The organism is Candidatus Poriferisodalis sp., from assembly GCF_965215815.1.
GTDB lineage: Bacteria > Actinomycetota > Acidimicrobiia > Acidimicrobiales > Poriferisodalaceae > Poriferisodalis.
This window is the reverse complement of sequence record NZ_CBDCEO010000012.1, coordinates 1,549,963-1,574,055: the sequence shown is the minus strand read 5'-3', so window position 1 is coordinate 1,574,055 and position 24,093 is coordinate 1,549,963. Positions and strand designations below refer to the sequence as shown.

At 67.5% G+C, this 24,093-nt stretch carries 8 protein-coding genes; 3 read left to right on the top strand and 5 right to left on the bottom strand.

Annotation, left to right across the window (positions count from 1 at the left end; all coding sequences use genetic code 11):
• Positions 1-33 precede the first annotated feature (33 nt).
• The 5 genes from ACOOHB_RS08865 to ACOOHB_RS08845 all read right to left on the bottom strand — a co-directional run bounded on the left by ACOOHB_RS08865 (position 34) and on the right by ACOOHB_RS08845 (position 19,808).
• Positions 34-672, bottom strand: a complete 639-nt coding sequence (locus tag ACOOHB_RS08865; RefSeq protein ID WP_420444424.1) for a cell wall-binding repeat-containing protein — start codon at positions 670-672, stop codon at positions 34-36.
• Positions 669-5,816: a fibronectin type III domain-containing protein gene (locus ACOOHB_RS08860; RefSeq protein WP_420444423.1), complete on the bottom strand. Its 5,148-nt coding sequence runs from the start codon at positions 5,814-5,816 to the stop codon at positions 669-671. The genes ACOOHB_RS08865 and ACOOHB_RS08860 overlap by 4 nt, the downstream gene beginning before the upstream one ends.
• A gap of 331 nt (positions 5,817-6,147) precedes the next feature.
• Complete coding sequence (locus ACOOHB_RS08855) at positions 6,148-8,325, bottom strand: cell wall-binding repeat-containing protein (RefSeq protein WP_420444422.1); 2,178 nt, start codon at positions 8,323-8,325, stop codon at positions 6,148-6,150.
• Between the two features lie 273 nt (positions 8,326-8,598).
• Complete coding sequence (locus ACOOHB_RS08850; RefSeq protein WP_420444421.1) at positions 8,599-13,146, bottom strand: cadherin domain-containing protein; 4,548 nt, start codon at positions 13,144-13,146, stop codon at positions 8,599-8,601.
• Positions 13,147-13,496: 350 nt separating this feature from the next.
• Positions 13,497-19,808 carry a cell wall-binding repeat-containing protein gene (locus ACOOHB_RS08845; protein WP_420444420.1) on the bottom strand — a complete coding sequence of 2,104 codons (6,312 nt, stop codon included), beginning with the start codon at positions 19,806-19,808 and terminating at the stop codon, positions 13,497-13,499.
• Between the two features lie 359 nt (positions 19,809-20,167).
• On the opposite strand from ACOOHB_RS08845, the gene rpsO reads away from it, so the two are divergent.
• The 3 genes from rpsO (at position 20,168) to dapB (ending at position 23,968) form a co-directional block, all read left to right on the top strand.
• Positions 20,168-20,440 (top strand): 30S ribosomal protein S15, encoded by a 273-nt coding sequence (rpsO, locus tag ACOOHB_RS08840; protein WP_420444419.1) that lies wholly within the window; start codon positions 20,168-20,170, stop codon positions 20,438-20,440.
• Positions 20,441-20,583: 143 nt separating this feature from the next.
• A complete protein-coding gene (locus ACOOHB_RS08835; RefSeq protein ID WP_420444418.1) occupies positions 20,584-23,106 on the top strand; it encodes a polyribonucleotide nucleotidyltransferase in 2,523 nt (840 codons plus the stop codon).
• 94 nt (positions 23,107-23,200) lie between these two features.
• Positions 23,201-23,968: a 4-hydroxy-tetrahydrodipicolinate reductase gene (gene dapB / locus ACOOHB_RS08830; RefSeq protein ID WP_420444417.1), complete on the top strand. Its 768-nt coding sequence runs from the start codon at positions 23,201-23,203 to the stop codon at positions 23,966-23,968.
• Positions 23,969-24,093 lie beyond the last annotated feature (125 nt).

Sequence of the window (24,093 nt, the reverse complement as noted above, 5' to 3'; positions counted from 1 at the left end):
GGACCCGGAACTAGAGCGTGCCGGAGCGGCCAATCACTGGTTTGCGAGGGTGCGTCGTGCGGCGCGGGCGGCGGTCTCGGTGCGGGTGCTGCCGGTGATGCGCCGGATGTCGGCGCTGTCGGGTGCGGTTTGGGTGATGGCAGTCCGCACCTCGTTGCTGACTGCGGCGCGTCCGCCCACGATGATGACCTGGCCGGCCCGGTAGTCGCGGATCAGCGCCGCGGTCGCCTCGGGCAAGGTGCCTTGTGCGGTGTAGGCGACTGCGGAGTTCTCCGTCGCGGCTGCCAATGCCGCTGCGACGCCGACATCGGGCGCGGACCAGCCGTTCGCGATCACCAAGGTGACCCCGTCGGGAGCTGCGGCGGGGTTGCCCAGCACCCGCCGTGCCCTCTGAGCGGCTGTGGCGACGCGGTCGGCGCCGGTGAGCCGCGAGATGCTCGCATCGCCGCCTGCTGCTGCGGCGATCGCGTCGTGCACCTGCGAGCTGATGGCAGCGGTGCCCCCGATCAGGATCACTCGTGCGACCTGGTAGTCAGCCAGCAGCGCGGCGGTCGCGTCGGGCAGCACATCGTGCTGGGTGTAGAGCACCGCAGCACGCCCGCTGCGCGCAGCCAATGCGGTGGCTGCGCCGATGTCAGGCGGCGACCAGCCGTTGGCCACCACCAGCGTCACGCGGCCCGCTGTCGACGGCGCGCCCAGGATGCGGCGTGCAGTGGCTGCTGCGCTGCGGTGTCGGAACGGCCCTCGCCGGTGATGCGCGAGATGCCCGATTCCGACGACGCGGCACGGATCTGGGTGCGGACGTCACGCGACACCGCTGCGGTGCCGCCCACGATGATCACCTCTGCAGGCAGCGCCTCGCGCAGCAGCGCTCGGGTCTGCTCGGAGAGTTCGTCGCCTGCGGTGTAGAGCACCACCGCACCCGAGGTGCGCGCCGCGAGCACCGACGCTGCGCCCACATCGGCCGGACTCCACCCGTTGGCCACCACAAACGTCGCAACACCCACATCAAAATCACCGCCACCGCCACCGCCCGAACTGCCACCGACACCGCCGCCACCGCCGAGACTCAGCGATGACGGGCGAACGGACCCCGGCGTGCCCGTCCTGCTGGCGGACCAGGGGCCGGCCCCGACGGTGCTGACCGCTCTGACCTGCACGTCGTACTTCACCGAGTTCATGAAGTCGGTGAAGCGCGTGGCCTCGTTCATCCGGTATTGCAGGAGGTCGCCGGGAATCCAGATGCCGGTCCTCTTCGTCCAGTTGGCGTCGGCCTTGTCCGGCGCGTCGCTGCGGATGTAGCGCAGGTCGTAGGAGGTGATGTCGAACCCGCCGTCCCGCGCCGGGGCGGTCCAGGCGATCGACAGGGCGAGGACGCCGGGGGTCACCGCGCCGATGGACGGCATGCCGGGCGCCGTCTGCGCGGTGCCGGTCTCCACCGGGGACCATGGCCCCCCGTCGACGGCGTTCACCGCCCGCACCTGCACGTCGTAGGCGACCCCGTTGGTCAGGCTGCGGAGGGTGTACTCCAGGTCGCCGGAGCGCCAGACGCGGGCCTTCACCGTCCAGTTGGTGTCGGCCTTGTCCGGCGCGTCGCTGGGGATGTGGCGCACGTCGTAGAACGTGACCGCGGACCCGCCGTCATCGGAGGGGGCGGACCAGTCGATGGTGAGCGTCCTGTCGCCGTGGGTCACGCTGTCGATGGCGGGGGCTGCGGGTCTCGTCCGAGGTGTGCCGGAGACGGTGGCGGACCAAGGACTCTCGCGGACGGCGTTGACGGCCCGCACCTGCACGTCGTAGGCGTCGCCGTTGATCAGACTGTCGAGGGTGTACTCCAGGTCGCCGGAGCGCCAGACGCGGGCCTTCACCGTCCAGTTGGCGTCGGCCTTGTTGGGCGCGTCGCTGCGGAGGTAGCGCGCGTCGTAGGACGTGACCGCGGACCCGCCGTCATCGGCCGGGGACGACCACGACACGGCCAGGGCGCGGTCGCCGGGCGTGACCCGATCGATGGTCGGGGCACCGGGCGCCGTCTGGGGAGTGGCGGAGGCTGCGGCCGACCAGGAGCCGTTCCCGACGTCGGTGACCGCCCGCAGCCGCACGTCGTACCGGACGCCGTTGATCAGGCTCTCGAGGGTGTACTCCCGGTCGCCGGCGGTCCAGACGCCGTCCCGCTCCGTCCAGTTGTCGTCGGCCTTGTTGGGCGCGTCGCTGCGGATGTAGCCCAGGTCGTAGGAGCCGATGGTGTCGCCGCCGGTGTCGGACGGGGCGGACCAGCCGATCGTGAGCGTCCCGTCGCCGTGGGTCACGCTGTCGATGGTGGGGGCTTCGGGAATCGTCTGGAGCGTGCCGAAGACGGTGGCGGACCACCGGCCGTCCCCGGCGACGTTGACGGCCCGCACCTGCACGTCGTAGCCGACGCCGCTGGTCAGGCTGCCGAGGGTGTGCTTCAGGGCACCGGAGCTCCAGACGCTGCTGTTCACCGTCCAGTTGTCGTCGGCCTTGTCCGGCGCGTCGCTGCTGATGTAGCGCAGGTCGTAGTCGGTGATCGGGCTGCCCCCGGTGTCGTCCGGGGCGGACCAGGCCATCGTGAGCGCCTGGTCGCCGGGAGTCACCGAGTCGATGGTGGGGGCGCCGGGCGTCGTCCGCGGCGTGCCGGAGAGGGTGCCGGACCAGGGTCCCGCCCCCGCGACGGTCACCGCCCGCACCTGCACGTCGTAGTCCACGCCGTTGGTCAGGCCGCTCCGAGTGTGCTCCAGGGCGCCGGAGGTCCAGACGCTGCTGTTCACCGTCCAGTTGTCGTCGGCCTTGTCGGGGGCGTCGCTGCGGATGTAGCGCAGGTCGTAGGAGGTGACGGCGAACCCGCCGTCTCGGACCGGGGCGGTCCAGGCGAGCGACAGGGCGCGGTCGCCGGGGGTCGCCGCGTCGATGAACGGCATGCTGGGCACCGTCTGCGCGGTGCCGGTCCTCACCGGGGACCATGGCCCCTCGTCGACGGCGTTCACCGCCCGCACCTGCACGTCGTAGTCCACGCCGTTGGTCAGGCCGAAGAGGTCGTACAGCCGCGCGCCGGAGGTCCAGACGCGTCTGTTCACCGTCCAGTTGTCGTCGTCGGACTTGTCCGGCTCGTCGCTGCGGATGTAGCGCAGGTCGTAGGACGTGACGCCGGACCCGCCGTCGTCGGCCGGGGACGACCAGGCCACCGTGAGCTTCTCGTCGCCCGGCGTCACCGAGCTGACGGCCGGCGCGCCGGGGATGGTCTTCGGCGTGCCCGAGACCGGGTCGGAATAGCGGCCCCAGTCGCTCGTCAGCACGCCGTACCGGTTCCGCCCCCGGACCTCGACCTGGTACCAGCGCCCGTTGACCAGGCCGTCGATGGTGTATTGCAGGGGATTGGTCCCGGTGATGTTGCGGACGTACTCCCAATCGTTGCTGTCCGGCCACGGCTCTGCGATGCGGCGGAAGGAGTAGCGCACTTCATAGCCGGTGATCTCGTCGTCGCCGCCGTCGGTCCAGGCGACCGTGAGCGTGCCGTCGCCCTCGGTCACCGAGTCGATCGTGAGTTCGACGGGCTGGCGCCGGGGGATCAGGGTCAGGCTGGACCAGGGGCCGGCGCCGATCCGGTTGCGGGCCCGCACCTGGATCTTGTACTCGACGTGGGAGGTCAGGTTCCCGACCGACCTGATGTTGGTCTGCGCCGGCCCGCCAAGGATCTCCCGAGCGTCCTGCGAATGCTTGACGACGTTGGTGGGATCGCTGGTGGGGTGGTGGTGGATGTCGTAGGAGGTGACGGTGTGCCCGCCGTTGTCGGTGGGGCCTGTCCACTCGATGTAGATGCTGCTCTCGTGGGTCATGGTTCGTTTCAGGCTTCCCACCGCGGCCGGGGCCCTGCCGGGGGAATGGGCCGGCACTGTCACTGTCGGCGGGCTCGTTCTGCCTGCGGAGCTGACCGAGTAGGCGTCTACCGAGTACCGAACGCCGTTCTGCAGTCCGGTGATGGCGTATTCCAGGGTTCCGGACGCGATGAGGCCGCTGGTCGTCCATTCGCTGAAGTCGTCCCACTCCGGATCGTCCAACCGTATGTAGCTCACCTTGTAGCCGGCCACGGTGACCTCCGCCTTGGCCGGGGCGGTGGTCCACTCGACCGTGAGCGTGCCGTTGCTGGGGGTCACCGAGATGTTTCCGGGCGGGTTGGGCCTCTCGTGCTTGGGTTGCAGGGTCACGACGAGGGACCAGGGGCCGTCCCCGCCGCGGTTGGCCGCCCGCACCTGCACCCGGTAGTTGACGCCGCTCGTCAGGCCCCTGATCGTGTACTCCAAGTCGCCGGTCCGGTCGTCCACCTGGAGCCAGTTGGCGTCCGCCATGTCCGGCGCGTCGCTGCGGATGTAGCGCAGGTCGTAGTGGGTGGGGGGCGCCCCGCCGTCGTCGGCGGGGGGTCGCCAGGACACCCAGAGCTGGTTGGGCGTCTCCTCCGAGAATTCCCTGAGGCCGGTAGCGCCCGGGGGGTCGGGGTCCGTGTTGTTGACGGTCGCGGACCAGGACCCCGCGCCGGCGGAGTTGTCCGCCCTCAGCTGGAAGTCGTACTCGACGCCGTCGGTCAGTCCCTCGACCGTGTACTCCAGTGCGCCGGAGGTCCAGACGCCGCTGATCACGGTCCAGTTGGTGTCGGCCTTGTCCGGCGCGTCGCTGCGGATGCGGCGCAGGTCGTAGCCGGTGATGTCGGCGCCGCCGTCGTTCGACGGGGCGGACCACCTGACGTGCACGTTGGCGCCGTCGGAGGTCGCCCGGTCGATGGTGGGCGCGCCGGGCGCCACCGGGGTGCTTCCGGCGATGCCGGTCCGGGGGTCGCTCCAGTCGGACCATCCGCTGGCGCCCTCGCCATTGACCGCCTGAAGGCCCAGCCGGTACCGGACGCCGTTGGTCAGCCCGCTGAGGGTGTACTCCAGGTCGCCGGAGGTCCAGATGCCGGGCGCCTCGCTCCAGAAGAACAGGAAGTTGTTGACCACCAGGTCGTTCTGTACGTACCGGAGGTTGTAGCCGGTGATTTCCGAGCCCCCGTCGCTGGAGGGGGCCGACCACGTGATGGCGAGCGATCCGTCGCCCGGGGTCACCGTGTCGATGGAGGGTATGCGGGGAGGCCCCACGGGGGTTCTGGTCTGGCGTTGGGACCAGGTGCCGTCGCCCGCGGCGTTGACCGCCCGCACCTGCACGTGGTACGCGACGCCGTTGGTCAGGCCCTCGATCTTGTAGCTGCTGGCCGTCCTGCTGAAGTCCTCCCGCAACGTCCAGTTGTCGTCGTCGGAGTCGTCGGCGTCGCTGCGGATGTAACGCAGGTCGTAGGAGGTGATGTAGGACCCGCCGTCGCTCGCCGGGCTCGACCATGTGATGGTGATCCGGCCGCTGCGGGCGGACGCCGACCACAGGTTGGGGGCGGTCGGGACGGTGGCGGGCGTGGCCGTGACGGTGGCGGACCAGGCACCGCTGCCATCGTCGTTGACCGCCCTGGCCTGCACGTCGTAGGAGGTGCCGTTCGTCAGCCCGCTGAGGGTGAACTCCAGAGCGCCGGCACCGGTGGTCCACACGCTGATCTCGACCGTCCAGTTGGCATCGTCGGAGTCGTCGGAGTCGCTGTGGATGTAGCGCAGGTCGTAGGAGGCGATGTCGGACCCGCCGTTGCTCGCGGGAGCGGTCCAGGCAACGGTCAGCGCCTGGTCGCCGACGGTCAGCGACTCTATGGCCGGATCCCCGGGGATCGCGGCATCGTTCGGCGTCTGCGCCGAAGCCGGCGACACCAAACCCGCGAATGCCGCAACCAGCACAAACAGACCGAGCAGCCTCGGCCGGAGCGACCCGACGACACCTGGGGCGTCGGTCCTACGCGGTTGCGGCTGCGGGCCCGTTCCAACGGAGGGGGGGGGCATCAATCAGCCGGCTATGCCGTCCGAGAACGGGAAAGCCCGTCCCTTGCATCTGTGCAGCCGATGGAGCGGGACTGTGATGCAGCTGAGCCGTCGTTGTCATGAACACCATACATATATGTATGTCTATCAACTACGCACGCCAAAACAGATGGCTGCGAACAGGGGGCGGTGCCGCGGGGCAGCGCTGGGCGGGCGGCGCTGCGGGCCGGTCAGGTCGAGGCCGTTGTGCTCAGGAGTCCGCGAGGATGCGTCGAGCCGCGCGCGCGGCGGTGGCGGTGCGGGTCGCGCCGGTGATGCGGCGGATGTCGGCGCTGTCGGGTGCGGTCTGGGTGATGGCAGTCCGCACCTCGTCGGTGACTGCGGCGCGGCCGCCCACGATGATGACTTGGCCGGGTCGGTAGTCGCGGATCAGCGCCGCGGTCGCTTCGGGCAAGGTGCCTTGTGCGGTGTAGGCGACTGCGGAGTTCTCCGTCGCGGCTGCCAGCGCGGCTGCGACGCCGACATCGGGCGCGGACCAGCCGTTCGCGATCACCAAGGTGACGTCGTCGGGAGCCGCCGCGGGGTTGCCCAGCACCCGCCGCGCCGTCGCAGCGGCAGTGGCGACGCGGTCGGTGCCCGTCAGCCGCGAGATGCTCGCATCGCCGCCCGCCGCCGCGGCGATCGCGTCGCGGGTCTCGTCGCTGATCGCGGCGGTGCCTCCGATGACGATCACCCGCGCAACGTCGTAGTCGCGCAGCAGCGCCGCGGTCGCGTCGGGCAGCACATCGTGCTGGGTGTAGAGCACCGCAGCACGCCCGCTGCGCGCAGCCAATGCGGTGGCTGCGCCGATGTCAGGCGGCGACCAGCCGTTGGCCACCACCAGCGTCACGCGGCCCGCTGTCGACGGCGCGCCCAAGATGCGGCGTGCAGTGGCTGCTGCGGTGTCGGAACGGCCCTCGCCGGTGATGCGCGAGATGCCCGATTCCGACGACGCGGCACGGATCTGGGTGCGGACGTCACGCGACACCGCTGCGGTGCCGCCCACGATGATCACCTCTGCAGGCAGCGCCTCGCGCAGCAGCGCTCGGGTCTGCTCGGAGAGTTCGTCGCCTGCGGTGTAGAGCACCACCGCACCCGAGGTGCGCGCCGCGAGCACCGCCGCCACCCCCACATCAGCAGCACTCCACCCATTGGCCACCACAAACGTCGCAACACCCACATCAAAATCACCGCCACCGCCACCACCACTCGAGCCGGAAGTGCCCGAGAAACCGCCGCCCGAGGAGGGCTGCGGACGGACTTCGCTGGCGTCGGTGACGGTGACCGTCACGGCCAGGCGACTGGTGTTGACACCGTCGGTCGCCTCCACGGTGACGTGGTGCTCGTTGTCGCCGGGGTCCGCTGCGTCGAACTCGGGCGGGTTCTTGAAGCTCAGCACGCCACCGTCGAGGCTGAAGTGTTCTGCGTCGGGGCCGTCGAGGCTCCAGCCGACCGTGACATTCTCGGGATCGTCTGGGGTGTAGGTCGCGACAGCCCGGCGCTGTGCGGGAACGCTCACCTCTGCAGGCCCAGTGATCGTCGGCGCCTCGTTGACGTCGTCGACATTGACGGCGACGCTCAGCGTCCCTTCGGACCCACCGTCGTCGGTGGCCTTGACGACTACCGCGTAGCTGTTGTCCCGGTCCCGGGAGGCCGGCTTGTCGTAGTCGGGCGGTGTCTTGAAGCTCAGCTCGCCGCCGCCGACGGTGAACAGCGCTGCGTCAGGGCCGGCGAGATCCCAGCTCACGGTGTCGCCGATGTCGGGATCGCTCTGGGTGAACGTGGCCACGGTTCCGGTGTCGTTCTCGGTGAACCTCACGATCTGCACACCGGACACCACCGGCGCCTCGTTCACGTCGTACACCTCGACATCCACCTGGGTCGTGGCCGCGACGCCTGAGGGATCCTCGGCGGTGACGAACACAGTGTGGTTGCCGGCGGTCTCATGGTCCAGCGCGGCGGTGGTCAGCAGCTGGCCTGTGTCGGGCACGATCGCGAACGGGGCCCCGGCGATGGGGGTCGCCGAGTAGGTGAGGGTGTCGAGATCGGGGTCGGTCGCGGTGACAGGCTCGCCCACCTGGCTGCCCACGGCGGCGTCCTCGGCCACCCGGCGCGTGACCGTCCCGTCGAACACGGGCGGCTCATTCATGACAGGGGCGGCCAGCACCTGATTCTGCGACACGGCCCGTGCCGACTTGGCAGGTCCGTGCTCGTCGCTGTAGGACGCCCGTGCCTGCAGGTACCGGCCGACATCGCTGCCGGCCGGCGTATACGAACTCGACACCGCAGCGTCGATTGCACTCCATTGCTGCTTGTCCGGCGACGCATACCACTGCCAGCTCACCGACGATCCCACCACCACGTCGGGATCTGACAGTGACGCCGCCAAGGGCTCACGCCTCTTGGGGCTGCACCGCGGACAGCCCCGACACCGCCCCTGGCTCTTCGGTCATTGCCGACCGTCACCGACATGGCGAGTCGACGCCGCCAGATCGGGCCATCAGACGACCTCCACCGTGACCTCGTAGACATTGTCTCTGTCAGCGGAAGCCGTCGCCTCGAAATCGGGCGGGTCCTTGAAGCTCAGATCGACCATCGGAGATCATCGAAAAGCAGCCATATCGTCACCCAGCAACAGACGCCAGCCCACATCGAGTCGCCCTCAGGATCGGTCGCCGTGATAGGTCGCGAACGACGTCCAGAGTCTGTCCTCCGGGACGGTCACGGTGCCGGGCCCGTCGATCTCAGGCGCCTCGTTGACGTTCGACACGTTCACCGACACGGCCAGTGTCCCGGTCAAGTCGCCATCTGAGGCTTCCACGACGAGCTCATAGACGTGTCTGCCCTGCGTGTCCGCTATCGACTCGAAGTCCGGGGGCGTCAAGAACCTCAGCACGCCCCCGTCGATCGAGAAGAGGCTCGCATCGGATCCCGAGCCCGACAACGACCAGTCGTCCGCCGTGTCGCCGTCATCGGGGTCGTCGGCGGTGAACACGCCGACAGCCACAGCCGCATCGGTGTTCTCCACGACGCTCAGCACCGTGTCGCCAGTCACCGACGGCGCCTCGTTGACGTCGGTGACGGTGATCACGATGTCGATCGGGGTGCTCACGCCGGACGGGTTCGTGGCGATCACCGTCACCGTGTAGCTGTCGCCGGTCTCGTGGTCGAGCGGAGCGGCGGTGCGCAGCTGACCCGTCGAGGCCATGATCTCGAACAAGGACCAGTCGGACCCGCCCAACGAATAGGTGACTGTCGCCCCGTCGGGATCGGTCGCAGTGACAGGGTCGCCGATGTTCTGCCCAGCAGCGGTGTTCTCATCCACGCTGCGCATGCCGGTCTCGTCGTCCGCGAACTGCGGAGCACTAGCGATGACGTGCGCGGCGGGCACCCCCGACAGCGTCCGCCCATCAGCAGTGCACACACCACCCGACCCGCCCGACCCGCACGCCTGGCCGGCCACCAGGCCGAACGTGATCTTGCCGAAACCGGTGGGCGTCAGCGTGAAGATGTAGGCGTTCGCCGCCTCGCCCGCCACCACATGAGGGCTCACGTCCGTCACCGTCGCCCCCGCCACGCTGACCGACGCCGTAGCAGCCGCGGGATCCACCACCGGCTGATTGAACGCCACCACCACCTTCGGCCGATCGTCCGGACCCCGCGTCCCAACCGACGTATGACTGCTGGCCGGGAACACCGCCGCCAGCGGCTCGGGCACCGCGAACAGCACTACCGGATGGGCCGGAACGGCCCGATACGTAGGCGAGGGGAAGGTGAGCGAGAACTTCTCCTGACCGGTGTCCGGATCGACCTGGGTCACCTTCTCGTCGGGGATCTCCGCGTCCGGGGCGTTGCGCCGGGCGCGGCCCCAGCTGATCAGCCAGTCCCCGTTGGTCGTCGGATCGACGTGGCCGTGGGAGTTGCCGAGGTACTGGCGGGCGCCGTGAAGCGTGTGATCGCGTACGAAGACCGCTTCGCCGTTGTCGAAGTCGAGCGCGTACTCGACGGCGCGGCTGTAGTAGTTGTCGTCGGTGCGGCTCACGAACTCGGTGGTCCAGGGGTTGACCAGGCAGTGGACGCCGTTGTCGAAGAGGATGAGGTTGCCGTTGGGCAGGACCGACACGCCGTGCTGCGCGCAGAACTCGCCGGCAGGGTCGCCGACGATGGCCATGGGCGCGGGGCCGCCGTCGCGGGCTTCCCACTCCTCGGCGGTCAGGTTGCTGCGGCCCACCCTCCAGGCCACCTTGTGGTCCTCGGCGTGGTTCGGGTCGATGGCCAGCACCTTCGAGCATCCCCGGAACGAGCCGATGATGAGCCCGTCCGCCATCTGCAACGAGTTGAGGTGGGCGTAGCTGCGGTGATTCTCTCCCCCCGCGAACCGGTGCTGGGTGCAATCCTCGAGGGGCATGATCCCCCATGAGTTCCACGTGAACACCGGCCGGCCGGCCGGCGTGACGATCTGGACGGCCGCGTCGCTGATGCCCTGCGGCTGGTCCTCTTCGATCTCGGGGTGCTCGAACGTCAGGTGGCTGAGATCGCGGTTTGTGCGCTCGTAGGCGATCAGCAGGTAGTTCCCGTTCTCCAGGACGCGGAAGTCGTGGGGGTCGGTGATCGACGTCAGCGGGGCGACTGTAGTCGCGGTGTCGATCGGCTCCAGCGCCTGGTTCAGGACCGTGTACTTCTCTTGGCCGTGGACGTTTATGTAGTACGTGTATCGGTACTCGGGTTCCTCCCCTGCCTCGCTGGTTGCCGCCTGGACCCGGTCGACCCGGAAGTAGTTCCAGATTGGCTGCCTGACGTCGCGGTGGAACCTGGGAACGGCGTTGTTGTCCAGCATCGAGATCGTGCTGCCCCCGAGCGGGATCAGGATGAGATCTTCGATGATGCCTTCCGCGCCCGCGGTCTTGCTCACCTCCACTTGCCAAAGATTGCCGACGAGGCAGTGCACGACGTAGGTGGTGGCGGCGCCGTCGGCGGTGGTGAGGGTGACATGCACGTCGCTCTCCCGGCTGACCGGCACCGTTGCGGCGGTTCCGCTGGCGGTCTGAGTGCCGTTGACCGCGATCCGCACGCCCGACGCGGCGGCCGGGGTCACGGTCATGGTGTCGCCGCTCGGGGCGCAGCCGACGGCGTAGTGGAGGGTGTCGGCGCTGAAGGCGGGATGCAGCGCGCGATCCGGGTTGGCCGTCGAGTCGTTCGTGGTGGCCGCCAGGCCGGTCAGCAGGCTCGCTGTGACCACTTCGTAGGTGAGAGCGGTGGCCGTCCTGCCCGCGCCGTGTCGGTCCTCATAGGTCGCTGTGGCTCGCAGGAACGTCCCGGTGTCCGCGGCCGCCGGTGTGTATGTGCTCGACGTGGCTCCTGCGATGACTGCCCAGGCGTTCGGGCGTATCGAGCGTTCCCAGACATATGTCGGTGTGCCGGTCACGCCGTCGGGGTCGCTCAAGGCGGTGGTCAGCGCTGTTCCCATCTGGGGGCGCGTGGAGGACAAAGCGAGCGTTCCGGCTTCGTCGGTGTCGGTGACGGTGACGGACACGTTCTTGGTCACGGTGGTGTTCGATCCCAACACCGAGGCGGTGAGGGTCACGGTGTATTCGTTGTCGGTGTCGTTGTCGGCTGGCGACTCGAAGTCGGGCGGTTTCGTGAAGAGGTTCGGCGAGACAGGATCGATGTGAAATCTGAGCGCGCCGGCAGGATCGTCGATGCTGAAGTGGGCTGCGTCGTCCCCCGACAGCGACCACGCGATGCCGTCGCGGTCTTGGGCCGAGGACGCGGTGTAGGTGGCGACGCGGCCTGCGTCGTTCTCGGCGTGGTCGACGCTCGCCGCTCCGGTCACCGCTGAGGCCAGCTCGGCGACGTTGGTCACCTCGATGGTCACCGTGGTGTCGGTGGTGCCGTCGGAGTCCGTAGCAGTGACGGTCACCTCATAGCTGGACTTGGTCTCGTGGTCGAGAGCGGCCTTGGTCTGGAGCTGTCCGGTGGCGGCGACGATGTCGAACGACGCCGCGTCGGTGCCGCCCAGCGTGTAGGCGACTGTGCCGCCGAGCGCGACCGGCGCGCCGATGTCGGTGCCCGCGGCGGTGTTTTCGGCCACGCTGCGCACCGTTGGCCCCGCCGACTGCAGCGTGAATGTCAGTGTCGCGATCGGCTCGGTCGTGAACGGGCCGGTTCCCCGCAGGCTCTCGATGGTTCCTTGGGGGTCGGTCGAGACACTGGGGGAGAGCGAGAAGTCGGTTCCGTCCTCGGTGCCGGCGTCCCACGGATACAGGTTCACCTTGTGCGAGCGCAGCCAGCGGCCCTGGCTGTCAACCAGCGGCAACCCTGCGACGCCCACGAACCAGTCATGGCTGGGGGCGATCATCGTGACCAGCGTCATCCGCGGGTACTCCGTTGTCAGGGCGGCCGTCAGGCTGTGCGAGCCTGTGGGGGAGATGTTGTTTGTGGTGCCGAGCCGCCATGGGGATGCGTCCGGTACAGCGGCCAGGATCTCGTCGCGCAGGCCCGTCACGCGACCCTCTTCCGCCATCGCCTCCACCCCGGCGCTGGCAGTGCCCCCGCTTTCGAGGAACGCCACGTTCGCGTTGTGGACGGCGCCGACCAGGTGAGAGAAATGCGCACCCGCGGGAACGCCGTCGGGTGTGACGGTGCTGGTCCATGCACCCGTGAAGGTCACCTTGTACTGCGCGACCGGCGCGTGCGCGGGAACCGGATCGCTGGCTCGCGGGCTCAGCGAGGTGTCCTGCTCGGTCCGGGTGACGATCACGGTGTAGGTCTCGGTGGTGGTGGTGTCCTGTGCCGTCACCTTGACCTTGACGACGGTGTCGCCCACCGGCAGGTCCACCTGGTGCCCTTCAGCGGTGTCAGCGTCAGCGAGCGGCTGGTCGCTGGCATCGAGGAACGACACCGTGGCGCTGTCGTCGCTCTTGGCCGCAGTGACGCTGACACGCGTGACGGCATAGCCGACGCTGGCCGTGTACATCGTCGTGTCGCTTGCGAACGCCGGCGACAGCGTTCCGGGGCTCAGCGCCAAAGCACTGAGCGAAGCATTACTGCTCGGCGTCTGCGCCGATGCCGGCGACACCAGGCTCAAGAACGCCGCCAAGAGCACAGACAGGACCAGCAGCGCCGACCGCAGCGTTTCGACGGCGTTCTTCTCGCCGGTCTTGCTGAGCGGCAGATGCTGCCGGCTGGTTCCGTCGGTCGGCCGCGGCATCACTCAGCCGGCCATGCCGCAGCAGACCCCCCCCCCCCCCCTCCGTCAATACACAGTCGGCGGTGCGAGGCGTCGACGTATCGGGAGTTCATCGGCATGTTGCAAATACATGTGTGTATGTCTATCGGTCATATATGCGAAAACCTAGACAATCGAGCAAGCGTCGGGCGCGGGATTGTCCAACGACGTTTTGGCTTGAGGCCCCACGAGAGGGGGGTGGCACCGCCCCGGGGCGGTGGAGTTCCGGGGCGGTGCCTGACGACAGCGCTGGGTGGAGCAGCGCTGCCGTCGGATGTGGCTACGGCGTCTGCAAGATTTGGCACGACGCAGTCAGCGCGACTGTTCTGTGCTCAGAGGTTTGCGAGGATGCGCCGTGCCGCGCGGACGGCGGTCTCGATGCGGGTGCTGCCGGTGATGCGCCGCACGCTGGCGCTGCCGGGTGCGGTTTCGGTGATCGCCGCCCGCACGTCGTTGGTGACTGCTGCGCTGCCGCCCACGATGATTACCTGGCTGGGCCGGTAGTCGGTAATGAGCGCTGCGGTCGCCTCAGGCAGCGTTCCTTGCGAGGTGTATGCGACAGCGGAGTTCTCAGTAGCCGCTGCCAATGCGGCCGCAACGCCGACATCAGGAGCGGACCAGCCGTTCGCGATCACCAAGGTGACGCCGTCGGGCGCGGCGGCGGGGTTGCCGAGCACGCGCCGTGCTGCCTGCGCGGCGGTATCGACACGATCAGCGCCCGTCAGCCGCGAGACGCTGGCGTCGCTCGCCGCCGCGGCGATCTGGTCGTACACCTCAGTGCTGATCGCGGCGGTGCCCCCGATGAGGATCACCCGCGTGACGTTGTAGTCGCGCAGCAGCGACGCCGACGCTTCGGGCAGGCTGTCACGCTCGGTGTAGAGCACCGCCGAGCGGCCGCTGCGCGCCGCCAGCGCCGCAGCAGCGCCGATATCCGGCGGGGACCAGCCATTCGCCACGATCACCGTCACACGGCCCGCTGTCGACGGCGCGCCCAGGATGCGGCGTGCTGTGGCCGCTGCGGTGTCGGAACGGTCCTCGCCCGACACACGCGCGATGCCCGATTCCGATGACGCGGCGCGAATCTGCGTGCGCACATCACGCGACACCGCAGCAGTGCCGCCGACAATGACCACCTCAGCGGGAGATGCCTCCCGCATCAGCTCCCTGGTCGCCTCCGACAACGCGTCGCCCGCGGTGTACACCACCACCGCGCCAGTTGTGCGCGCCGCCAGCACCGACGCCACCCCAACATCAGAGGGACTCCACCCATTCGCCACCACAAAGGTCGCAACACCGACATCAAGATCACCGCCACCGCCACCACCGCCGCCACCGCTGCTGCCGCCGCCGCCGCCACCACCGCTGCTGCCACTGCCGCTGCTCGAACGCCCCGGTGTCACGGTCAGATCGAGGCCCTCGTTGGCGATGTCGGCGTAGTCGTCGGGGCCTGTGACCTCATGGACGATCGTGAACTTGGGGATGGCAGCAGCAGCAGCACCTGTGGCGGTCACCCGGACCGTTGTGGCGGTCACCCGGACCGTCTGGGGCACCTCCCAGTTCGATGCCGTGAACCTGAGGACAGTCGGCTCCACCGACAGATCGCCTGCTGCATAGATCTTCACGTCCACGTCCGTTGCCGGTCTGGGGCCAAGGTCGGTCTTCACCTCGGGCGTTTGGAACAGCGGTGGCGAGCTGTTCAGTGTCGCGTCGGGACCCGGTGCGCTGTTGAGACTGACCATGTAGGTCGTTGTCCGCCCGTTGGCGATTGCCAAGGCCTGCGAGCTGATCCTGAGTCCGGGAACGTCGTTGTCGACGATCGCCACCACGACGTTGTCGACGGCGACGCCGATGTACTCGGCGGCGCTGCCCGCAGCGATGCTGTGACTGATCGTGGCCGAGCCGCCGTCCTTGTCGTCATCCTCGTCCGCCGCAACTGTCACCTTGCGCGGCCGATTCCAGTTCGAGGGGGTGAACGTCACGCTGGCAGGGGCGCCGTCGTTCACTGTGACGCCGGCCCCGGCCGTGACCTCGATGGTCACGTCCGCTGTGGGCGCTTGCGCGAGCGACACGGTGTAGGCACCAGTCTCGCCCTCGGTCACCGTCAGCGACCGCGGTGACAGCACCACGCCTGCAGCGTCGTTGTCTGTGACGTTGACGGCGACATCGGCGGTGACGCCCTTGTATTCGGGGGCGTCGTCGTTGGTGGTGTGCGTGAGGGTGGCGGTTCCGCCGGCGGTGTCATCGGCGGCGCTCACGGTGACGGTCGACGGTTTGTCCCACGTCGTCGCCGTGAACGTGAGGCTTGCGGGTTCCACCGTCACCGTCACCGTCCCGCCAGCGGTGATGTCAACCGTCACGTCGGCCGATGGCTCGCTGGTCAGCGCGACGGTGTATGTGCCGGTTCCTTCCTCGAGGATCCCGATGGCGGCGGGCGAAACGCTCAGGCCCGCTGTGTCTGTGTCCGTCACGATGACGAGAACACGGGCGTCGGCAAGTTGGAAGTATTCGTCGGCGCTGCCCTCCACGACGGCGTGAGCAATCAGGACAGGGTCCTTGTTGGCGTCATCGTCGTTGCCGGCGATCACCATGACGGTCTGGGCCGTGTTCCAATTCAACGCGTCGAAGACAAGCTGCGTCGGATTGGTGGTGACGTCACCGTCGCCGGCGATCTCGATGGTCACCTCGCTGGTCGGCGGGTGCGACAGCACGACGGTGTAGGTGCCGATGTCGATCTCATCCACGGTCAATCTCCTGTGCGACACGGTGATCTCGGCAGTGTCGTTCTCGGTGACGGTGACCCTGACCGAGCCGACGCTGACGCCGCCATAATCCGGATCGTCGCTGACGGCCGTGTGGGTGAGATCGACCGGGGTATCTGTGCCGGCGTCGTCGTCCTCGGCGGCGGTCACCGTCACGGTCTGCGCAGCGGTCCAGTCCAAGACCGTGAAGGTCAGCGTGTTGCCGCTCAGGGTCAGGTCGCTGCCGGCGTGCCCGGCGACGGTGACGGTGACTTCCGCGGTCGGCTGCGAGCTCAGCGACACCTCATAGGTGCTCGAGCCTCCCTCGGTCACCGACAGCTCGGGGACCGACACGGTGACTGAGGCGGTGTCGTCGTCGTCGACGACGACGGTGATCGAGTCGACGCTGATGCTGTTGTAGGCCGAGTCCATGCTCTCGGCCACATGGGTGAGCGTCACGTCCGACTCATCGATCGCGTCGTCGTCCTGGTCGGCGGTCACGGTCACGGTCTGCGCGGTGGACCAGTTCGCAGCCGTGAACGTCAGCTTGACGTCGTTGCTCAGCGTGTTGCCGGTGACGCGCACGTCGCTGCCGGCGTTCCCGATGATGGAGACGGTCACGTCTTCGGTCGGCTGCGTGCCCAAGGTGATCGTGTACTCGCCCGAATCGCCCTCGACGAGCTCGAAGGAGTCGGTGGACACAAGCACCACGGCGGTATCGCTCCCGACGATGCCAACGTCGTCGTTGTCGGTGATGGTGACCCTGACGGGATCGCCGGTGAGGTTGTATTGGGTGTCCACGGTGCTGGAAGCGGTATGGGTGAGGTTGACGGGTGCTTCGTCGTCGGCGTCGCCGTCGTCTGCAGCGGAGACGGTGACGGTCTGGGGCGTGTCCCAGTTGCCGGTGGTGAAGGTGAGTTGGTCGTTGGACACGTCGCTGCCCGACAGCGACGCATCGGTGCCGAGGTGGCCGTCGATGTCGACGGTGACGTTCGCAGACGGTTCGGTGGCCAGCGTCACGGTGTAGCTCGCGGAACCTTCCTCTTCCACGTCGATCGCGGTGGGGTCGATGAGAAGCCCGGCTTCGTCGTCGTCGATGACGGTCACGGTCACCGGGCCGATGGCGAGATTGTCGTAGTCGGCACCCGATGAGGTGTGGCTGATGTCAAAGGGGTCGTTGTCGCGGGCGTCGAAGTCGTCTTCGCCCTCGACAATGACGGTCTGGGGTGTGTTCCAGTTGCCGGAGGTGAACGTGAGGTCACGCGTCAGCGCGTCGCCCGGCAGTGACGCGCCGGAGTTGGGCGGGACGGTGACGGTGACGGTGACGTCCGCGGACGGCTGGGTGACGAGCTGCACGGTGTAGGTCGCGGAGCCGTTCTCGTTGACGTCGATCGCGGGGAGATTGATGGCGACGTTTGGTCTGTCGTCGTCGGTGATCGTGACCGTGACTGTGGCGGGATCGCCAGTGGGGTCGGCGCTGAGGTTGGCGTAATCGGTGTCGTCGGTGCTGGTGGCGGTGTGCAGGAGCGTGACCGATTCGTTCAGGGTGTCGGCGTCGTCTGCGGCGTTGACGGTGACGGTCTGGGGCATGTCCCAGTTATCGGTGGTGAAAGTGAGTGCGTCATTGGACACGTCGCTGCCTGACAATGACGCCTCGGGAGCGGAGTGGCCCGAGATGGTGACGGTGACCTCGTCGGACGGCTCAGTGGCCAGCCTCACGGTGTAGTCGGCGGAACTCGTCTCGACTGCCGTGATGCCGGTGGGATCCACAATCACTGCGGGGCTGTCGTCGTCGTCGACGGTGACCGCGATGCTCCTGGCGGCGAGGTTGTCGTAGTCGCTGTCGCCGTTGCCGTCGCTGAGGGGGGAGTTGACGAGGTGAAAGCTGCCGTCGCGCCCGTCATCGTCGTGGTCGACCTCGAAGGTGACGGTCTGGGGCGTGTCCCATTCATCGGGCTCGAAGGAGAGTGCGGACCCCACCACGTCGCCTGACATCGTCAAGTCGGTGGTCGGGGCCGGTTCCACGAACACGAAGATGGTCGCTTGCGGCTTGGTGGCCAGCCGCACGGTGTAGCTCGCGGGTACCTCCTCGGTAACGAAGAGTTCGAGGGGGTCGAGGCTGAAGATCAGCCCGGCTTCGTCGTCGTCGGTGATGGTGACCTCGACCTCGACATCGACGACATCGCCGTAGGCATCATCCACGGTGCTTGTGGAGTGAAGGAGGGCGACCGTGTCGTCGCGGCCGTCGTCGTCGGGACCGGCCACGACGGTGACGGTCTTGTCGGTGTTCCACTCCGCGGGGTCGAAGTGGAGAAGGTTCGACTGCACATCGCCCGTCAGTGACACGTCGCTGCCTGTGAGGCCCGCAAAGTTGACGGTGACGCGCTCTTGCGGCCGAGAGGCCAGCCTCACGGTGTAGCTCGCGACATCCTCCTCGCCAACGGTGAGTTCGCGGGGGTCGAGGGGGTCGGCGGGGTCGAGGCTGAAGATCAGCCCGGCCTCGTCGTTGTCGGTGATGGCGACGGTGACGGTGACATCGCTGCTGGTGAGCCCGCTGTAGTCGTCGTCGGTGCTGCTGGCCTCATGGGAGAGAGTGACCGTTTCGTCATCGTCGTCGTCCTCACTGGCGGTGACGACGACGGTCTGGGCCATGTCCCAATTGCTGGGGGTGAAGGTGAGCGTGTCATTCGTGACACCTGTCAGCACCGCGCTGGTGTCTGCATGGCCCGTGACCTCGACATCGACGTCCGCCTCCGGCTCGGTCGCCAGCTTGACGGTGTAGGTGTATCCCGCCGGGACGAGATAGGTGTTGCCGTCCAGGACCGCGACCTCCCCCTCCTCGATGGCGAGTTCGGTGGGTTCGATGATCAACCCGGCCTCGTCGTTGTCGGTGATGGAGACGGTGACACTGCTACCGGTCAGGTTGTTGTAGTCGGTGTCGTCGGTGCTGGTGGCAGTGTGGGTGAGGGCGATGGCTGCTTCGTTGTCGTTGTCGCCGTCTTCTTCGGCCGTCACGGTGACGGTCTGGAGGGTGTTCCAGTTCGACGTCGTGAAGGTGAGGACGCTGCCAGTGAGGCCAGTGCCCGACAGCGTCGCGTCGGTGTTGTCGTGGCCTCCGATGGTGACCTCGACGTCCCCTTCCGGCGCTGCAGCCAGCTTCACGGTGTAGCTCGCGGAGTCCCCCTCCTCAATGTCGAGCTCGGTGGAGTCGATGATCAACCCAGCAGTCGGGACCTCGGTGTTGATCTCGACCTGCAAGGTCTTGCCGGACACGCTCGTCCAAGATGAGGAAGTTGCGCCGTGAAGGAACCCGCCCGCAATGCTCCAGCCGGCTGCTGCACCATCGTCGAGCGTCGTCGAACCAGTGAAGTCCCAGACGATGGTGCTGTTGGACCTTTGAACACTGCCGTCGAACCTCGAATCGACTCGGATCCGGAGGTAGTAGGTTTCGTTTGCGGCGAGCGTGCACGGATTGTCCGGGTCGACAGTGAAGACGTTGACCGCGTTTTCCACAATGGGCACGGGACTCACCAGATTGCCGGTGCAGTGTCGAGCCCCCGGGACATTGCCGCTCACTTCGGCATGCACAGAGACCTTCAGAGCCAAACGCCGAGTAGTGCCGGGCGGCGTTTCGATATCGCCGAACTCGACGCCGATGGACGACAGCTCGTAACCGTTGGCATCGGTCCCGGTCGTGAACGCCTGGGCAACAAACTCGGGATCGCTGTTGGTGGGACCCATCGTGACGCCGCCGTCCGCGTGCTGGGTCTGGCCGGTATTGCTGAGCAGCGCCTCGGTTACGGTGCTCGCCGCTTGTGCGGGGCCGAGCAGTGTCAGCGACGCCGCGCTCAGCACTGCGATCGCGAGCGCGACTCTGGACAGCACGTGGCGAGACGGCCGCTTCATGGGCGATCGACGAATACGAGGTGCGGGGGGGGGGGGGGTCAGCGCGTGCCGCAAGTGCGCCCGACGGGGGCTGGCGGCGGATGCCTCGAACTGGTTATGCACGATGTGGGCCTACTCCATGAATGAACAAGGATCTAAGTTGCGGCTGGAGTATATGAATTCAGTTCACATTCCTACGCGATCCCCAAGACGGGATCGAACTGACCCGCCGCAACGGTGCAGACGCCATGTGTTGTCGGCGCTGATAGCCTCAGCAATGAGAAAGAGACACATCAGCAGGGCTGGGTCGACCAGCCGCGTCGCGGCAGCGGGCACCTCACCCCCACGTGACGCCACCACAAAGGAAATACAGCAACGGCATGAGTGCCAAGAGATCAAGCCCAGCGGCCTCGACAATTGACGAACATCGTCATTCGGAGGCCGACACCGGATCGCCAGAGGTGCAAGTAGCTCAGTTGAGCGCTCGCATTGAGCACCTCACCGAACATCTCAATACCCACAGCAAAGACCACCACACCCGCCGAGGGCTGTTGAAGCTCGTCGGACGTCGGCGCAGGTTGCTCGATTACCTGGTCGCTAACGACGTCGAGCGCTACCGAGCTTTGATCGCAAAGCTCGGCCTCCGGCGCTGACGCGGGTCTCCGGCCGCATCCGTTCTCACATGCAGCGAAGGCCGCTAGCCGGTCGCTGCAACGGTTGCACGTCGGGGTCGCACATCATCTGATGAACATCAACCAACAGGCGGGAAGGTCCCGTCACCACAACAGGAGCAGACATGGCTGAAGCCATTTCGGTCACCGGTCCCATCGCGGGCACCGACAAGACCATCACCTTCGAGACCGGCGTGCTCGCCGGCCTCGCAAACGGGGCGGTCACGTCCCGCATCGGCGACACGCAAGTGCTCGTCACCGCAACGGCGTCAAGCCGTCCACGCGAGGGCGCGTCGTTCTTCCCGCTCACCGTCGACATCGAGGAGCGCATGTACGCGGTAGGCCGGATTCCCGGTTCGTTCTTCCGGCGAGAGGGGCGTGCGTCCGACGATGCGATCCTGACTTGCCGGCTGATCGATCGCCCGCTGCGACCCAACTTCCCCAGCGATTACCGCCACGACACCCACGTGGTGGGCACGATTCTCGGCGCTGACCACGTCAACCAATACGACATTGTCGCGCTGAACGGTGCGTCGGCGGCCCTGTGGCTGAGCGGCATCCCGTTCGAGTGCCCGCTCGCCGGCGTGCGGATCGCCTACTCCACCGACGGCGAATGGATCCCGTTCGCCACCCACGAAGAGTCCGACGCCGCCACCTTCGAGATGGTCGTGGCCGGTCGCCAACTCTCCAACGGCGACATCGCCGTGATGATGGTCGAGGCCGGCGGCACCGAGAAGTCCTTCTCGTACTACGCGCAGGGCGCACCGAAGGTCACCGAGGAAGTGCTCGCGAGCGGACTTGAGGCCTCCAAGCAGTGGATCGACGACATCATCGAGATGCAGAAGTCGCTGCGCCGCTTGGTCGAAGAAGCCTCCGGCCCGATCCAGCCAATGGAGTACACCTCCACCAAGGACTGCTCCGACGAGGTGCTCGATCGCGTGCGCGAAGTCGCCGGCGATCGCATGCGTGAAGTGATGGCGATCGCCGACAAGGCCGAACGCGAGGCTGCACAATCGGTGACCAGCAAGGCAGTGATTGCCGAAGTGGCCGAAGAATTCGCGGACCTCGACAGCGCCAAGGATCAGATCTCGGCCGCCGTCAGGTCGCTGTCTAAGGAGATCGTGCGAGAGCGCATCGTGGCGGACGGCTTTCGCATCGACGGGCGGGCAACCGACGAGGTTCGGCCGCTCTCGTCAGTTGCGGGCTACCTCGGGCGCACCGCTCATGGCTCGGGGCTGTTCCAGCGCGGCGAGACCCAGGTGCTGAATGTCACCACGCTGGGCATGTCCCGGATGGAGCAGATCGTCGACACCCTGAACCCTCAGGACCGGCGCCGCTTCATGCACCACTACAACTTCCCGCCGTACTCCACCGGCGAGGCCGGATTCATGCGTGGCCCCAAGCGCCGCGAGATCGGGCATGGCGCACTCGCTGAGCGTGCCATCTTCCCGGTCGTCCCGTCCAAGGAAGACTTCCCGTACACCATCCGGCTGGTATCCGACGTGCTCAGCTCCAACGGGTCCACCTCGATGGGTTCGGTGTGCGCATCGTCGCTGTCGCTCATGGACGCCGGCGTGCCGATCATCGATCACGTCGCCGGTGTGGCCATGGGCCTCGTGTATGCCGACGGTCAGTACGTGACGCTCACTGACATCCTGGGCGCCGAAGACGCATTCGGCGACATGGACTTCAAGATTGCGGGTACGCAAGACGCCATCACAGCGCTCCAGCTCGACACCAAGATCGAAGGCATTCCTGCCGAGGTGCTGACCCAGGCGCTGGGCCAGGCCCGACAGGCTCGCCTGCAGATCCTCGAGGTCATGCGCGCAGCGATTCCCGAGCCGAGGCCCGACGTCGGCGAGATGGCGCCGAAGATCACCAGCTTCCAGATCCCGATCGACAAGATCGCTGAGGTCATCGGCCCGCGCGGCAAGGTCATCAATTCCATCCAGGAAGAGACCGGCGCCGACATCAATGTGGACGATGACGGCACGGTCGGCACCGTGAGCATCGGCGCTACCGACCGTGAGGTCGTGGCAGAGGCCGAGCGGCAGATCCGGTTGATCGTCAACCCGCCGACACCCGATGTCGGGGCCACTTACGAGGGTCGCGTGGTGAACATCACCAAGTTCGGTGCCTTTGTAAACGTGCTGCCCGGCACCGACGGCTTGCTGCACATCTCCAAGCTCGGCGGCAAACGCCGGCTGAGCTCGGTCGAAGAGGTGCTCGAACTGGGTGCCGTCATCAGCGTCATCGTCGAGGAGATCGATCCCAACGGCAAGATCAGCCTGTCACCCGCAGACCCCTCCCAGGTCGGCGACGACGGCTCAGGCGGCGACGGCGCTGGTGCAGCCGGCGAGTCTTCGGGGCCACGCCGCGAACGCGGTCGCGAGAACGGCACACGCCGTTCGCGCACGCCCGAGGCTGCATCTGTGCCTGCTGGTGGTAGCGCCGATTCGTCCGCTGCTGGCGGCGATGACAACGACGCGGCCACGGCTGCTGGTGCATCGGCGCCGAGCGGTACTGCCCGCGAGGACGTGTCGTTCGGCGAGCACTTCGAGCAGATTGCACGGGACACTTACGGTGATCTGGGACCAGAGGTCGAGCAGACCGGGCGGGGCTCGGGTCGTCGCCGCGGCCGCCGTTAGCGATTGAGGCCCGGCCCACCAACTGGGCCGGCACACGTCGCATCCACAGCAATTCGTTCCGCCCGCGACGAAGCGCGCTACTAGCGTGACGTCAGTGAGAGTGCTGGTGTTCGGCGCAGGCGGACGCATGGGTGCCACCGTCTGCGAGGCGGTCGCAGCCGATGCCGATTTGGAGCTCGTCGCCGGGGTGGACCCCGGTGCGCCCGGCCAGCGCGATGTCACTGACAGCATCGACATCGTGGCCGCTGCCGCAGCTGTCGATCCGGCGAGCGTCGACGTCGCCGTGGATTTCACGGTTGCTGCTGCGGCGAAGGAGAACCTGGCGTGGTGTGCGGCGAACGGTGTCCATGCCGTAGTCGGCACCAGCGGTCTCGATCCGGACGATTTCGAGCGATGCCGCGCCGAGTTCACCCAGAGCAACTGCCTGATCGCACCCAACTTCGCGATCGGGGCTGTGCTCATGATGCGGTTCGCCGAGTTGGCTGCGCCGTTTTTCCCGACGGCCGAGGTCATCGAGCTCCACCACGACAACAAGGTTGACGCTCCATCGGGCACCGCCATGGCGACAGTGCGCAAGATGGCCGAAGCATCGGATGACTGGGCGCCCGATCCCACCCGCGACGAGGTGCTGCCAGGCGCCCGAGGCGGCAAAGGACCCGGTGGTATCCCCGTGCATTCGGTCCGGTTACGAGGGCTGGTAGCCCATCAACAGGTGCTGCTGGGCACGGCAGGCGAAACGCTCACCATCCGCCACGACAGCTTGGACCGTGTGTCGTTCATGCCGGGCGTGCTCCTTGCCTGCAAGTCGATCCCCGACTACCCCGGCGTCACCATCGGCCTCGATACGTACTTGCAGCTGTAGTAGCCCGCTCGAAAGATCACAGCAGGATGTGCCGCGAGCCGGCTCTCGCTGTTTGGCACGACAGCATCGGCCACGAAAATTGGTTCGCACGAGGAGTGCTTACCTCCGTACTCTCGCTCGGTGCC

Coding starts and splice junctions, on each gene's coding strand:
- ACOOHB_RS08850 (WP_420444421.1), bottom strand. CDS start 13,146: ATGCCGCGGCCGACCGACGGAACCAGCCGGCAGCATCTGCCGCTCAGC.
- ACOOHB_RS08845 (WP_420444420.1), bottom strand. CDS start 19,808: ATGAAGCGGCCGTCTCGCCACGTGCTGTCCAGAGTCGCGCTCGCGATC.
- rpsO (WP_420444419.1), top strand. CDS start 20,168: ATGAGTGCCAAGAGATCAAGCCCAGCGGCCTCGACAATTGACGAACAT.
- ACOOHB_RS08835 (WP_420444418.1), top strand. CDS start 20,584: ATGGCTGAAGCCATTTCGGTCACCGGTCCCATCGCGGGCACCGACAAG.